Origin of the sequence: Granulicella sp. L56 (assembly GCF_009765835.1) — a bacterium.
Classification (GTDB): Bacteria; Acidobacteriota; Terriglobia; order Terriglobales; family Acidobacteriaceae; genus Edaphobacter.
Genome location: NZ_LMUS01000001.1, coordinates 877,949 through 891,911, shown reverse-complemented (window position 1 = coordinate 891,911; position 13,963 = coordinate 877,949). Strand labels below are relative to the sequence as shown.

Genomic DNA, 13,963 nt, shown 5'->3' with positions numbered 1-13,963 from the left:
GGCGATTGGGCAGAAAAGGAAAGTCTACTGCTGTGAAATTACAACCCGTGCTGCTGCGGGAACCGGTGCCGACTGTGTGCTGGCGCTGGCGCGCTGGGCGAGATTGAGGAAGTGCCCCGGAAGGATTCCGAGCACCAGGGTAGCCGCGGCGGCAAGGGTCAATCCCACACCAGCCGGAATGCTGAGGCTGCGGCCCTCGGTGGGTTGTGCGGTCTCGGTGACAGGACGGGAGTAGAGCGCGACCAGCAGGCGGAGATAATAGAAGCAGGCGACGCCGCTGTTGAGCAGGCCGATGACGGCGAGCCATACGTGGTTGGCGTGGATGGCGGCGGAGAAGACGTAGAACTTGCCGAAGAAGCCGCCGGTAAAGGGAATTCCGATCAGCGAGATCAGGAACAGGGCAAGGAACGCAGCCAGGATCGGACGGCGCAGGCCAAGGCCAGTGTAGTCGTCGGTGGTGCGAATCTGCTCGTTGTAGCCGGTGACCTGGGTGATGACGGCAAAGGCGCCAATCTGCATGGCGGCGTAGCTGGCGGTGTAGAAGCAGGCTGCGGCGATGCCGTCCGCTCGAAGCGCAGTGAAGGCGACGAGGATGTACCCGGCGTGGGCGATGCTGGAGTAGGCCAGCATGCGCTTGACGTCGCGCTGAAGCAATGCGCCGAGGTTGCCGACGGTCATCGACAGAGCAGCGAGAATCCACAACAGGACGGCCCAACGATGCTCCATGGAGCCGAAGGCGGAGAAGGTAATGCGCAGCAGAACAGCGAACGCGGCTGCCTTGGGCGCGGTGGACATAAAGCCGACGATCGGGGAGGGCGCTCCCTGGTAGACGTCAGGCGTCCATACATGGAAGGGCGCGGCGGAGACCTTGAAGCCAAGACCGATAAGGATCATGGCAAGGGCAAGGAAGGCCATGCGCGGCGTGGTCGTGGTGCCGAGACCCTGAGCGATTGCAGCGATTGAGGTGGAACCCGTGGCGCCGAAGGCCAGCGCGATGCCGTAGAGGAAGAAGGCCGTGGCAAAGGAGCCGAGCAGGAAGTACTTGATCGACGACTCCGCGCCTGCCGCACTGCCTTTACGGAAGCCGCACATGATGTAGGTCGCGATCGACGAGATCTCGAGGCCGACGAAGACGACAAGCAGCTCTGTCGCGCAGGTCATCAGCATCATGCCAACGGCGCTGAACACGATGAGCGCGAAGTACTCGCCGGAGTGGCTGGCGTTGCCTTCAAAGTAGTCGAGCGAGATCAGCAGCGTGACCAGAACGATAGCCGAGATAAGCAGATGGAAGAAGACGGAGAAGGCGTCGATCTGGATGCTGTTGGAGAAGGCTGTGATGGTACCGAGGTGGAGCTGATACCAACCAGCAAAGCCGGCGCCCAGCGTACCCAGGATGGCGAGCCAGCCCAGCGGCTTGCGGCTTACGCCTGGGGGAAGCAAGGGCTCGGCGAGCATGATCAGCACGCCGACGATGGTGAGGATGTACTCAGGCAGAAGAGCAACGATATTCGGGGACATTATTTGGCCTCCGTGCTGGCCGAGGCCCTCGTGATTTGTACGTGGGGCTGAGCTTGCAGTGTCTGGGTTTCGGTGCTGGCTTGAGAAGATTGTGTAGCGGCAATACGGGTTCCGGCTGCATCGATGGCGCGGAGCCAGATGGGAGATGAGACGCCCATGATGAGGAAGAGAATGACCAGAGGCCACATCGCGAGATGCTCGCGGGCATCGAGGTCCCAGCCCTTTACGTTCTCAGACTTGATGCCGAGGTCGCCGTAGAACACGCGCTGGATCATCCAGAGCATATAGGACGCGCTAAGGATGACGCCGGTCGTGGCGAGGACCGTCCACACCATGTGGTGCGCGAAGACGGATTGCATGGAGCCGGAGAGAATGAGAAACTCGCCGACGAAGCCGTTGAGCATTGGCAGGCCAACCAGCGAGAGCGTGGTGATGACGAACATCGTCACCATCCAGGGGAGCTTACCGGCGAGGCCGCCGTACTCGCGCATGTCGTAGGTTCCGTAGCGCTCGTAGAGGATGCCCAGCAGCATGAAGAAGGCTGCGCCGGAGAGGCTCTCACTGAGAATGTGGAAGATGCCGCCGTCGAGGCCGGAGATGGTGAAGCTGAAGATGCCGAGGACGATGAAAGCGACAGCGCTGAGCGTAGCGTAGGCAGCGAGGCGCTTGAGGTCCTTCTGGACCAGCGCAAGCAGCGCCCCATAGACGATGCCGATGGCTCCTAAGGCAAGCATCAGGGGAGCGATGCGGTGCGACTGCTCGGGGAAGATGCTGAAGGAGAACCGCAGGATGGAGTAGAGGCCGAGCTTACCGGCGAGCACCATGACTGCGGCGGTCGGGGCTTCAGAGACGGCGTCGGAGAGCCAGCCGTGCAATGGGAAGACCGGGACCTTGACCGCGAACGCGACCAGGAAGGCCAGCGAGCAGAGCCAGAGTGCGCTGGAGTTGCCGGAGATGCTGTGCGCGGCGGCAAGCTGCGTCAGCCGCGGCAGATCGAATGTGCCGGTGCGGGCATAGAGCCACAGGATGCCTACAAGCAGAATCGCCGAGGGAATGAAGGCGTAGAGGAAGAACTTGATCGCGGCGCGGCGGCGGTTTTCAGTGCGGCCGAAGGTGGCGATCAAGAGCGTCATCGGGATGAGCGAGAGCTCCCAGAAGCCGTAGTAGAGGAAGAGGTCGAGCGAGACAAAGACGCCGATCATAGCGACCTGCTGCAGCAGGAAGAGGACGTAGAAGGTCTTCTTGCGAGTGTCGATGGCGCGCCACGAGACGAGGACACCAAGCGGGGCGAGAATGCCGGTGAGCACCACCAGCCACATCGAAAGGCCATCGACGCCGAGGTGGTAGCGGATGGCAGGAGACGTGATCCAAGGAACATTGGTCGCGAACTGAAAGGTCCCCGATGCTGCGCCGTAGTCGTAGTGGAAGGGAAGATGCAGCGTAAGCAGGAAAGTGATGAGCGTGATGGCGAGGGCGCCCCACTGCATCAGCTTGCCCTTGTCCGGCAGCAGCGCCAGCAGGATCGCGCCGGCGAGCGGGACGAGGATGAGGATGGTCAGGATGGAGTGGTCTATGTTCATCGGGTTTTAATCGTTTCCTTTAGTGCACCCAGAGCGAGCGTCCGAAGATCATGACGGCGAGGACGGCGGCGGCGCCTAGCGCGAGCCATCCGGCATAGGAGCGAATGTTGCCGGACTGAACCCGGCGGGTAACTGTGCTGAGGCCTCGGGTGGTAGCTCCTGCGAGCGCTCCCGAACCGTTAACCAGACCAGTATCGACAAGGCCAGCCAGAATCATGCGTGTAAACATAAGCAGGCCAGTGACGATGAAGCCATAGAACTCGTCGACCCAATACTTGTTCTCAACCAGCGAATAGAGCGGCTTGACCTTGAGGGCAAGCGCTCCGGCGGTGCCGGGCTTCTTATAATAAAAGAACCACGCGAAGAAGAACCCGGTGGCTACGACCAGCAATGAGATAGCGACCAGGGTAAGTTCGAGGCCGTGGCTCGCCGCCGTGGCGGCTTCAACCGGAACTCCGAAGACGGGATCGAGGAAGTTGCCGAACGCGACGTGACCCCATCCGCCCACCAGCGAGAGAATGCCCAGAACGACCAGCGGAAGCAGCATGACCCAGGGCGATTCGTGAACCCCGTGGGAGGCGTGACTATCGTGGCCATGCGCGTCGTGCGGTGCCTCTTTAAATCGCTCTTCGCCGAAGAAGGTCTTGAACCAGAGACGGAACATGTAGAACGATGTCATGCCTGCAGTGACGAGACCGACGAGCCACAACAGCTTGCCGATGGGGTTGTCAGAGATGAAGGTTTGGTACAGAATCTCATCCTTCGAAAAGAACCCTGCGAAGGGCCAGATTCCGGCGATGGCGAAGACGCCCGAGGTCATCGTCCAAAAGGTGACGGGGATGCGCTTACGCAGGCCGCCCATATTGCGCATGTCCTGCTCGCCTGAGAGAGCGTGAATCACCGAACCGGCAGCGAGGAAGAGCAGCGCCTTGAAGAAGGCATGCGTGAGCAGATGAAAGATGCCAGCAGCATAAGCTCCGACTCCGCAGGCGAGGAACATATAGCCGAGCTGCGAGACAGTGGAGTAGGCGAGCACGCGCTTGATGTCGTGCTGCACCATGCCGATCGAGGCGGCTACGATCGCCGTCGCTGCACCGATGATAGCGACTACAGTGAGCGCATAGGGAGAACGATCAAACAACGTGTGGCAGCGGGCGACCATGTAAATGCCGGCCGTGACCATCGTTGCAGCGTGAATGAGTGCGGAGACTGGCGTTGGGCCTTCCATCGCGTCAGGCAACCAGATGTAGAGAGGAATCTGCGCTGACTTTCCGGTGGCTCCGACTACAAGCAGAAGCGCGATGGCGGTGAGGAAGCCACCGTGCCACTCGGGATGCTGGGAGATGGAAGCGAAGACATCCGTGAAGTTGAGGTTGCCGAAGTGGGCGACGATCAGGAACATCGCCAGAAGAAAGCCGAAGTCGCCGATGCGGTTGACGATGAACGCTTTTTTACCGGCGTTAGCTGCCGAGTCTTTCTTGAAGTAGAAGCCGATGAGCAGGTAAGAAGCGAGACCGACACCTTCCCAGCCGACGAAGAGCAGAAGGAAGCTGCTCGAGAGCACCAGCACCGACATGAAGAACATGAAAAGGTTGAGGTAGGCGAAGAAGCGCCAGTAACCCTCTTCGTGCGCCATGTATCCGGCGGAGTAAAGATGGATCAGGAAGCCGACACCAGTGATGACGCCGAGCATGATCAGCGTAAGGTGGTCGACGGTGAAGTCGAAGTTGACCTGAAAGCCCGAGATCGCGATCCACGGACGGCTTACGGCATGAATCGCCTCCGGAGCATTGGCAGACGTCATGACCGACCACAGCCACGCGACGATGGCAGCGGGAATTGCAGTGAAGAACAGCGCAACGGCGGTAACGGCGGCGCGCGGCAGCTTGCGGCCAAGGGTTCCGTTGATCAGGAAGCCAATGAAGGGAAGCAGCGGAATCAGCCAGAGATAGCAGGCGGGAATCATGGAAGTCTGAGGGCTCATAGTTTCATCAGGTCGATCTGGTCGACGTTCAGCGTCTGGCGGGTACGGAAGATGGCGATGATGATGGCAAGGCCAACGGCGGCTTCAGCGGCGGCGACGACCATCACGAAGAAGACGAAGATCTGGCCGCTGATCTGGTGCCATTGGTGCGCAAAGGCGACAAAGGTTAAGTTGACAGCGTTGAGCATCAACTCAATCGAAATAAAGATGGTGATAATGTTGCGCTTGATGAGAAAAGAGCCAACGCCGATAGAAAAGAGGATGGCGGCGAGAACAAGGTAATAGGCGGTGGGAACTTGTGCGGCCATAGGCTTATTGCTCCTCCTTGCGCGCTAGAACGACGGCGCCGAGAATGGCGACGAGGATGAGGATCGAGGTCACTTCGAAGGGAAGAAGCTGTTTCGTGAACAGCACCTGGCTGATCTCGGCGATGTTGTTGAGGCCGTTGTCGAGATGACCGCCAAGATTGGCCACGCCGAGCGCCTTCTGCTCCGACAGGAAGACGAAGCTGAGCAGGCAGAAGATGGCGGCAGCGCCAGGGATGCCGACGATATAGGCTGCCCGACTGCCGTTGGTGCGTTCTTCTTCGCCCGCGTTGAGCAGCATGATGACGAAGACGAAGAGCACCATGACGGCGCCGGAGTAGACGATGACCTGCGCGGCAGCGAGGAACTCGGCCCCGAGTGACCAGTAAAGGACGGCGAGCGACATCATCACAACGACGAGCGACAGAGCGCTGTTGATGGGGTGACGTTGCAGCAGGAGATTGAGTGCTCCCGCTACGGCCAGCGCGCCAAAGATTATGAAAAGTGCCAGTTGCATGATGAACCGCTCAAGTCTTTCCTGAATCACTAGATAACAGAGCAGAAGCTTTTGGCTACCTGCCGATTGTAAAGCTGCACGACGGTGAGACTAGCCGTGCAGCGCAAGGACGAGACTGGTGATGATAATGTTCGCCATCGCCAGAGGAAGCAGAAATTTCCAGCCAAAACTCATGAGCTGGTCGTAACGGAAACGAGGAAGCGTGCCGCGTACCCAGATGTAAAGTAGAAGGAACGCGAAGACCTTGGCGACGAACCAGAGAACAGGAAAGATCGCTGTAAGGATTGGGCCGCCGAAGTTCGCGGGAAGCAGATGACCGAGCGGGCTGGACGCGCCGCCGAAGAACATGAGCGTGGCCACGCAGCTTACGGTAATCATGTTGGCGTACTCGGCCATGAAGAACATGGCGAACTTCATGGAGCTGTACTCGGTGTGATACCCGGCGACCAGCTCCGACTCTGCTTCAGGAAGGTCGAAAGGAGAGCGGTTGGTCTCGGCGTATGCCGCCATCAGGTAGATGAAGAAGGCCACGAACTGGAAGCCGCCGAAGAAGTTCCACGAAAGCAGACCGTGTGCGGACTGACTGTCGACGATGGTGCGCAGGTTCAGTGACTGGGCGCGAAGAACCACGCCGACCAGCGAAAGGCCGAGGGCAAGCTCGTAGCTGATGACCTGCGAGGTAGCGCGCAGAGAACCAAGCAGCGAAAATTTATTGTTCGACGACCAACCCGAGAGCGCGATGCCATAGACACCGATAGAGGTAATGCCGAGGATGACAAGCAGCCCGATGTTAATGTTGGAGATGTCGAACATATCCACGCCGATGCCGTTGGCATAGATATGGTGGGCCGCGCCGAAGGGGACGACGGCGATCGAGACCAGCGCACAGGTCAGCGCGATGATGGGCGCGACGATGAACAGAGGACGCTCCGCCGCCATGGGCAGCAGGTCTTCCTTGAGGAAGAGTTTGATGCCGTCGGCGAGCGGCTGCAGAAGGCCAAACGGTCCAACGCGGGAAGGACCCCAGCGGTTCTGCATGTGGCCGAGAACCTTGCGCTCCAGCAGCACCGTGTAGGCCACCGCCGTCAGTGTGATGACGAAGACGACGAGGACCTTAACGATGCTGAGCAGCAGAAATGTCTGGAACGGACTGAGATGGCTCACGGTGTCGGGTTGCGCTCCTAGTCGGCGGCTTGAATTTGAATGAGGGGCTGGTTGGCCTGGAATTGTTGCACATCGTTCAGCATGGCGGAGTAGCGGCCAAGCGTTCCGGAGGTGAAGAGGGTGTCGTTTGCGGGCAGGACCAGATCGCGGCGGGCTGTCTGGATTCCGATCTGAACCAGCCCCGATGCAGCAGGCTGCAGATGCTGATCGTTGCCCGAGAGAAGCTGGAGACGCAGCAGGTTGTAGCCGGGAACGAGACGCTGAATCTCATCGAGAATAGCGTAGGAATCAAACGGGCTGAGCTTGGGCTCGAGGTTGTTGGCCGTCAGCCATACTGCGTGACGGTCTGCCTCGCCCGACTGCGCGCCGCGAGACTGGCCCATGTCGGCGCGAAGACCTTTGCCGAAAGGAACAAGCTTGCGCATCTCCGCGCCCATCTTGTCGGCGATGCGAACGATCATCTCGAAGTCGCTGCGAACGCCGGCGCGGTCGCCGGCCTTCTTGACCTGCTGCAGATCGCCATAGCTGTTGGTGACAGAGCCGGACTTCTCGTAGAGGTTCGCGGCGGGAAGGATGACGTCTGCGAGCGCGGCGGTCTCGGTGAGGAACATCTCCTGCACCACGACGAAGGTGTTCTTGAGCGCGGCAGGATCGACGCTGTAGCGTGCCACCGGGTTGGAGCCGACGACATAGAGTGCAGAGAGTTCGCCGCGACCAGCTGCGTCGAAGATCTCGACCATGTCGAGGCCAGCCTCTGCGGGAGCGTTGTACTCGGCGAAGGTACTGTTGCCCGCCACCGCAGTGTAGCCGGGAAGCATATCCGGTAGCAGGCCCATGTCTGCCGCGCCGCGTGAGTTCGCATAATCGGAGAGCAGGGCGAACTTCGCGCCAGGAATGCTGAGGCCGAAATTGATGAGCTTCTTCAACTCTGTACCGCGCAGCTCGGAACCTATAAGGATCAGCAGGTTCTCTTCTGCCTTGACGGTGTCGCGGAAGGCACTCAGAGCATTCACATCGGAGACGGCGCTCGATCCTGCCGCATTGTCTCCTGCGAGATAGCCAGCCAGTGCGCCATAGCCGAACGGAGCGAGCCGCACAAAAGCTTTAGCCTGTCGGCGCAGCTTGATCTCAGCCGAGTTGACGACGTAGAGCCGCGCCCGGTTATTGCGAACGTTGGTGCGAATATTCCACGCCGTTCCCGGAGCCTGATTCGTCGGATCGCCTCCTACCAGCAGAATCGCGGGAGCGGTGAGCGTATCGCGCAGGGAAGCGGTGCGATTCGTCTGTTCCACAAGCGCCTGGGCGAAGGATACATAATCGGCCGTGCGGTGATGATCGATGTTGTTTGTGCCGAGAACAGTACGGGCAAACTTCTGGAGAAGGTAAGCTTCCTCGTTGGTCAGGCGGTTGCCGCCGATAACGCCGATGCTCTTGCCGCCGCGCGTATCGCGAAGTTCGCGGAGGCGCTTGCCGACGTGGTCGAATGCCTCTTCCCAGCTAACCGGCTTGAACTCTCCGTTCGACTGGCGAACCAGCGGCTGGGTGATGCGGTCGTCGTTGTTGGCGAAGTCGAAGGCATAGCGGCCCTTGTTGCAGAGGAAGTCGCCGTTGATGCCGCTCTTATCGCGGTTATCGCCGCGCACAATCTCCGAGCCGTCGGACGTGCTGCGAACGCCAAGCGTCGTCTTGCAGCCATCGCCGCAGTGGGTGCAGGTGGTGGCGACGTGGTTCATCTCCCACGGACGCGTCTTATAGCGATAGGTTCCGCTGGTCAGCGCGCCGACGGGGCAGGCGTCGATGCACATGCCGCACTGCTCGCAATCGACATGGGCGAGATCATCGGGCGACATATGAGCGGGAAGATTGGGAGCGATGACTGAGGAGCTGCCACGGTTCTGGATGCCGAGCGCGAAGACGTCCATGCCCTCGCCGCACATGCGCACGCAGCGATAGCAGAGGATGCAGCGCGGGCGGTCAAAGTAAACGACCGGCGACCACTTCTGCTCCTCGCGGTGGTTCTTGGGCTCGGCGTAAAAGCTGTCAGCCGCGCCGTACTTGAAGGTCATGTCCTGCAGCTCGCACTCGCCACCGGCATCGCAGACAGGGCAGTCGAGCGGGTGGTTGCCGAGCAGCAGTTGCAGAGTGGCCTTGCGCGCCTGCGCGATCTCAGGTGTCTCGGTGGCGACGATCATGCCCTCGGCTACGGGCGTGGTGCAGGCGGTCTGCAGCTTGGGCACCTTCTCGATGCGTACGACGCACATGCGGCAGGCAGCCTGAAGCGAGAGACCGGGATAGTAACAGAAGGCGGGAATCTCGATGCCGGCAGACTTGCAGGCATCGATGAGCAATGTGCCTGCTGGTGCGGTGAGCTTCTTGCCGTCTACGGTAAAAGTTACGTCAGCCATCTTCAATTCCTCTGCTTTGACTTCTCAATCAAAATCTTCTGATCTGCGCTCCGGTGTGAGCCAGTCATTACTATTCTCAGAACTCCGACCAAAAGTACCAGCACGACGAGTACCCAGATCAGTTGCGGTAACCGCTTGTTCAATGTCCTGCTCCCACCAACTCCTGCACGGTGATGATGGGGGTTCCGGCCTTGTGGCCTTCGATATAGTCTTCAAATTCCTTGCGGAACTTCTTCACGAATCCAAGTGTCGGCATCGCTGCAGCATCACCAAGCGGGCAGAAGGTGCGGCCCATCATGTTTTCGGCGAGATACTGCACGTTATCGACGTCTTTCTTGTTGCCGCCGCCGTTGTAGACGCGGGTCAATGTCTTCTTGATCCAGTCCGTGCCTTCGCGGCAGGGAATGCACCATCCGCAGGATTCATGCTGATAGAAGGCGATGGTGCGAAGCGCGAATTCCACGATGGAGACACTCTCATCGAGGACGACGATTCCGCCCGATCCAAGCATGGTCCCGGCCTTCGCCATCTGGTCGAAGTCGAGGCCCACATCAATCTCGTCTGCGGTGAGAACCGGGCACGAAGCTCCTCCGGGAACGACGGCCTTCAACTTCTTGCCGTCCTTGATGCCGCCCGCGACCTCATAGATCGCCTTGCGAAGGCTATAGCCCATAGGCAGTTCATAGACGCCGGGACGCTCGACATGCCCGCTGATCCCGAAGAGGCGCGTGCCGCCATTGCGCTCGGTGCCGAGTTTCGCAAACGCCTCGCCGCCCATCAGAAGAATGTGCGGGGCATTGGCAATGGTCTCGGCATTATTGATGACCGTTGGTCCGCCATAGAGACCGACGACAGCAGGGAAGGGAGGCTTGATGCGCGGAACGCCGCGCTTGCCTTCGAGCGACTCCATCAGGGCCGACTCTTCGCCGACCTCGTATGCGCCCGCGCCTGTCTGCGTGATGATGTCGAAGTCGACGCCGGTGCCGAAGATGTTCTTGCCCAGGAAGCCGCGAGCGTAGGCGTCAGCGACTGCCTTCTCGACGATCTTGAGCAGATAGCGGTACTCCCCGCGAAGATAGATGAATCCAAGCTTTGAGCCGATGGCCAACCCGGCGATCATGGTGCCTTCGATGACGGCATGAGGATCTTCGCGGAAGATCACATGGTCTTTGCAGGTGCCGGGCTCGGACTCGTCGCCATTGACCAGAACATACTTAGGCTTCTCCGACTGCTTGGGCACAAACGACCACTTCAGGCCGGTAGGGAAGCCCGCGCCGCCGCGTCCACGGAGGCCCGAGGCCTTCATCGTGTTGATGATCCACTCCGGGCCTTCGTCAATCGCCTGCTGGACGGCCTTGTAGCCATCGAGTTCAAGGTACTTGTCGATATTGGCTGCGCCCTGGCCGAAACGGCGGGAGATTACCTTGACTTCATCGGGATGAGAGACGAGGGTAGGCATTATTTGACGTCCTTTCCCAGGCCCGCGCGATAGGTTTCGATGATCTCGTCGACCTTGATGGTGGTGAGGTTCTCGTGAAAGTCGTAGTTGACCTGCATGGCGGGAGCCCAGCAGCAGGCACCGATGCACTCGACCTCTTCCAGCGAGAAGACACCATCGGGTGTGACCTCTTTGTGTCCAATGCCGAGCTTGGCCCTGCAGTGGTCGAGAATCTCGTAGCCGCCGCGCAACATGCAGCTGATGTTGGTGCAGACCTGCAAGTTGTACTTGCCTGCGGGCTTGGTGCGCAGCATCGAGTAGTAGCTGAGCACGTTGCGAACTTCGAGTTCCAGCAACCCAATGCGCTGCGCTATCTCGGTGACGACGGCGTCCGAGATAGCGCCGATCTCGTCCTGCGCGTAAAGCAGCATAGGGACGAGCGCCGAACGCCGCATCGGATAAATGGTGACGAGGTGGTCGAAGCGCGCTGCCAGCTCCGGGGAAAAAATCGTATTGGCGACTTCACTCACTTTGCATCATCTCCCGCGCCAGCCTTTCGGCGGCAAGGTCCATCTCTTCGGTTACTTCACCGATCGTGGCGGTCCCATCATGGTTCAGACGGAACGGCACCGTGCGGTTGTTGTCTTCGATCATCTCGCTGGGCGTGAAGCGTAGCCAGCGTGTTCCGACGCGAAGCAGGATGAGGTCACTCCCCACTTCAACGACTGCCTGGTGGCGGCTGTTCAGCCCGTGTGCCGCTCCATAGCTTCTGATCAGTGATGCGAACGATGTCCAGAGTTCCCTGTCGATACGTTCGTTGGTCAAAACTTACCTCAATACAAAAAGCAAACTTGCTGAAACGCTTTCTTATCGGTCAATCTCTCCAAGAACAATGTCGATGGAGCCGATAACTGCCACAACGTCGGCAAGCAATCTGCCTTTGCACATCGTCTCGAGGGCCTGCAATGTAGCGTAAGAAGGATTGCGCATGTGGACGCGATAAGGCTTGGCCGTGCCGTCCGAAACGACGTAGTAGCCCATCTCGCCGCGCGGCGATTCGACAGCCTGAAAGACCTCGCCAGCCGGAACGCCAAAGCCTTCGGTGACGATCTTGAAATGATGGATCAACGCCTCCATCTGCGTCTTCATCTGTTCGCGGTCAGGCAGGATAATCTTCGGCGCGTCAGCAACGATGCGGCCTTCGGGCAGACCATCGAGCGCCTGCTGGCAGATCTTCACCGACTCGTACATCTCTTCCATGCGGACGACATAACGTGCCCACACATCGCAGTCGTTCGAGACCGGAACCTTGAACTGAAATTTCTCGTAGCCGCTGTATGGCATGTCGCGGCGCAGGTCCCAATCGACGCCGGAGGCGCGCAGCGGAGGCCCGGTCACTCCCAACGCGATCGCGTCGGCTGCCGAGAGATGGCCGATGCCCTTGAGGCGTCCCATCCAGATAGGATTGCCGGTCAGCAGATCTTCGTACTGCTTGATCCTGCCGGGCATGATGTTCAGGAAGTCCTGAACCTGTTTGTAGAAGTCCAGCGGCGGTTCCAGGCTGAGGCCGCCGATGCGGAAGTAGCTGGTCATCATGCGCTGGCCGGACACGCTCTCAAAGATGCGGAGAATGTCCTCGCGCTCGCGGAAACAGTAAAGGAAGACGGTGAGCGCACCAATGTCCATGGCGTGGGTACCAAGCCAGACCAGATGCGATTGGATGCGGGTGAGTTCGTTAAGCAGAACGCGGAGATACTGCGCGCGCTCAGGAATTTCGAGACCAAGCAACTTCTCTACAGCGAGGCAGTAGGCGAGGTTGTTGGTCATGGGACAGAGATAGTCGATGCGGTCGGTCAGCGGCACGACCTGTTGATAGAACTTGGCCTCGCAGGTCTTCTCGATGCCGGTGTGCAGGTAGCCAATATCCGGCGCCAGCGAGACGACGGACTCGCCATCGATCTCCAGCACCAGACGAAGCACGCCATGCGTCGAAGGATGCTGCGGCCCCATGTTGATAACCATGGTCTGGTCCTGCGGAGGGGGCACGCCCTGGTGGCGATTTCTATCGGCGACAACGTCTTCAACGCCGGGGTTCAGCATGTCGGGAGCAGCAACGGGAGCCATTAGCGATATCCCTCCACGGGATAGTCCTTACGCAGCGGATGCCCCTGCCAGTCTTCGGGCATCATGATGCGGCGGAGGTTGGGGTGGCCGCTGAAGCGGACGCCGAAGAGGTCGAAGACTTCGCGCTCATAGAAGTTGGCCGAAGGCCATACGCCAACGATGCTGTCGATCACCGCATCACTCTCACTGAGGCCGACAACAAGGCGAACACGAGCCTTCAGCGACATCGACAGGATGTGATACGTGATCTGGAAGCGCGGCTCCGAGGGATACCAGTCGACGGCGGTTACATCTTCGAGGAAGGTGTAACCCGCCTGCCTGACGGCTTTGCACGCAGCGATGACGTTCTCGCGCGCAACCGTAATCGTAAGTTCTTCGCGATCGAATTTAGCGTCTGTCGCAAGATCCGACAGTGCCTTGACCGCCGCGTTATCGGCATGGGCCGCAAATACGGCCTCGGTGCCATTCAGTACGGCGTCCATTAGAGATCTCCCTTATCGTTGGACCAGTCCAGAACGCCCTTCTTCCAGACGTAGAAGAGGCCGACACCTACAAAGCCGATATAAACCAGCATCTCGTAGAAGCCGAACATGCGCGAGCCGGTAATCGCCGGAAGTTTGCGAAAGATGACCGCCCAGGGAAGCATGAAGACCGCTTCGACATCGAACAGGATGAAGAGCATCGCGACCATGTAGAAGCGGACCGAGAAGCGTCCGCGTGCATCGCCTATGGGGTCCATGCCGCACTCGTAAGCGCCGGCTTTGGTACGTGAATTTTTATGTTTGCCGATGAGGAATGAAACCCCAACCATGCCACAGGCAACACCCAGCGCGACCAGGATCTGCAGCGCCAGGGGAAGGTAATTCCATATGTAGGGGTAACTTTGCATGGCCATCTTCGACTCTAAGATTGCGACGGTCAAGTGTCA

General features: G+C 59.5%; 13 protein-coding genes. All 13 read right to left on the bottom strand.

Annotated features, from left to right (window positions below):
- Positions 1-24 precede the first annotated feature (24 nt).
- The 13 genes from GSQ81_RS03625 to GSQ81_RS03565 all read right to left on the bottom strand — a co-directional run bounded on the left by GSQ81_RS03625 (position 25) and on the right by GSQ81_RS03565 (position 13,924).
- Complete coding sequence (locus GSQ81_RS03625) at positions 25-1,518, bottom strand: NADH-quinone oxidoreductase subunit N (protein WP_158909333.1); 1,494 nt, start codon at positions 1,516-1,518, stop codon at positions 25-27.
- Positions 1,518-3,098 (bottom strand): NuoM family protein, encoded by a 1,581-nt coding sequence (locus GSQ81_RS03620; RefSeq protein ID WP_158909332.1) that lies wholly within the window; start codon positions 3,096-3,098, stop codon positions 1,518-1,520. Before GSQ81_RS03620 ends, GSQ81_RS03625 begins: the two co-directional genes overlap by 1 nt.
- A 19-nt stretch (positions 3,099-3,117) precedes the next feature.
- Positions 3,118-5,082 carry an NADH-quinone oxidoreductase subunit L gene (gene nuoL / locus GSQ81_RS03615; protein ID WP_254059965.1) on the bottom strand — a complete coding sequence of 655 codons (1,965 nt, stop codon included), beginning with the start codon at positions 5,080-5,082 and terminating at the stop codon, positions 3,118-3,120.
- Positions 5,079-5,390: an NADH-quinone oxidoreductase subunit NuoK gene (nuoK, locus tag GSQ81_RS03610; RefSeq protein WP_158909331.1), complete on the bottom strand. Its 312-nt coding sequence runs from the start codon at positions 5,388-5,390 to the stop codon at positions 5,079-5,081. The genes nuoL and nuoK overlap by 4 nt, the downstream gene beginning before the upstream one ends.
- 4 nt (positions 5,391-5,394) lie before the next feature.
- Positions 5,395-5,904, bottom strand: coding sequence for an NADH-quinone oxidoreductase subunit J (locus GSQ81_RS03605; RefSeq protein ID WP_158909330.1), 510 nt, complete (start codon positions 5,902-5,904; stop codon positions 5,395-5,397).
- 90 nt (positions 5,905-5,994) lie between these two features.
- Positions 5,995-7,068 carry an NADH-quinone oxidoreductase subunit NuoH gene (gene nuoH / locus GSQ81_RS03600; protein ID WP_158909329.1) on the bottom strand — a complete coding sequence of 358 codons (1,074 nt, stop codon included), beginning with the start codon at positions 7,066-7,068 and terminating at the stop codon, positions 5,995-5,997.
- Between the two features lie 17 nt (positions 7,069-7,085).
- Positions 7,086-9,473 (bottom strand): molybdopterin-dependent oxidoreductase, encoded by a 2,388-nt coding sequence (locus tag GSQ81_RS03595; protein WP_158909328.1) that lies wholly within the window; start codon positions 9,471-9,473, stop codon positions 7,086-7,088.
- Between the two features lie 139 nt (positions 9,474-9,612).
- Positions 9,613-10,932 (bottom strand): NADH-quinone oxidoreductase subunit NuoF, encoded by a 1,320-nt coding sequence (gene nuoF, locus GSQ81_RS03590; RefSeq protein WP_158909327.1) that lies wholly within the window; start codon positions 10,930-10,932, stop codon positions 9,613-9,615.
- Entirely contained in the window at positions 10,932-11,441 is a 510-nt protein-coding gene (nuoE, locus tag GSQ81_RS03585; protein WP_158909326.1) for an NAD(P)H-dependent oxidoreductase subunit E, read from the bottom strand. Before nuoE ends, nuoF begins: the two co-directional genes overlap by 1 nt.
- Positions 11,434-11,736, bottom strand: a complete 303-nt coding sequence (locus GSQ81_RS03580) for a transcriptional regulator (protein WP_158909325.1) — start codon at positions 11,734-11,736, stop codon at positions 11,434-11,436. Before GSQ81_RS03580 ends, nuoE begins: the two co-directional genes overlap by 8 nt.
- A 42-nt stretch (positions 11,737-11,778) precedes the next feature.
- Positions 11,779-13,035 carry an NADH dehydrogenase (quinone) subunit D gene (gene nuoD / locus GSQ81_RS03575; protein WP_158909324.1) on the bottom strand — a complete coding sequence of 419 codons (1,257 nt, stop codon included), beginning with the start codon at positions 13,033-13,035 and terminating at the stop codon, positions 11,779-11,781.
- Complete coding sequence (locus tag GSQ81_RS03570) at positions 13,035-13,517, bottom strand: NADH-quinone oxidoreductase subunit C (protein WP_158909323.1); 483 nt, start codon at positions 13,515-13,517, stop codon at positions 13,035-13,037. Before GSQ81_RS03570 ends, nuoD begins: the two co-directional genes overlap by 1 nt.
- A complete protein-coding gene (locus GSQ81_RS03565) occupies positions 13,517-13,924 on the bottom strand; it encodes an NADH-quinone oxidoreductase subunit A (RefSeq protein WP_158909899.1) in 408 nt (135 codons plus the stop codon). The genes GSQ81_RS03570 and GSQ81_RS03565 overlap by 1 nt, the downstream gene beginning before the upstream one ends.
- Positions 13,925-13,963: the final 39 nt, after the last annotated feature.

What these genes read in the sequence shown, in the direction of transcription:
- GSQ81_RS03570 (WP_158909323.1), bottom strand. Translation starts at nt 13,517, where the DNA reads ATGGACGCCGTACTGAATGGCACCGAGGCCGTATTTGCGGCCCATGCC.
- GSQ81_RS03625 (WP_158909333.1), bottom strand. Translation starts at nt 1,518, where the DNA reads ATGTCCCCGAATATCGTTGCTCTTCTGCCTGAGTACATCCTCACCATC.
- GSQ81_RS03595 (WP_158909328.1), bottom strand. Translation starts at nt 9,473, where the DNA reads ATGGCTGACGTAACTTTTACCGTAGACGGCAAGAAGCTCACCGCACCA.
- GSQ81_RS03565 (WP_158909899.1), bottom strand. Translation starts at nt 13,924, where the DNA reads ATGCAAAGTTACCCCTACATATGGAATTACCTTCCCCTGGCGCTGCAG.
- GSQ81_RS03605 (WP_158909330.1), bottom strand. Translation starts at nt 5,904, where the DNA reads ATGCAACTGGCACTTTTCATAATCTTTGGCGCGCTGGCCGTAGCGGGA.
- GSQ81_RS03620 (WP_158909332.1), bottom strand. Translation starts at nt 3,098, where the DNA reads ATGAACATAGACCACTCCATCCTGACCATCCTCATCCTCGTCCCGCTC.
- nuoL (WP_254059965.1), bottom strand. Translation starts at nt 5,082, where the DNA reads ATGAGCCCTCAGACTTCCATGATTCCCGCCTGCTATCTCTGGCTGATT.
- nuoK (WP_158909331.1), bottom strand. Translation starts at nt 5,390, where the DNA reads ATGGCCGCACAAGTTCCCACCGCCTATTACCTTGTTCTCGCCGCCATC.
- nuoD (WP_158909324.1), bottom strand. Translation starts at nt 13,035, where the DNA reads ATGGCTCCCGTTGCTGCTCCCGACATGCTGAACCCCGGCGTTGAAGAC.
- nuoF (WP_158909327.1), bottom strand. Translation starts at nt 10,932, where the DNA reads ATGCCTACCCTCGTCTCTCATCCCGATGAAGTCAAGGTAATCTCCCGC.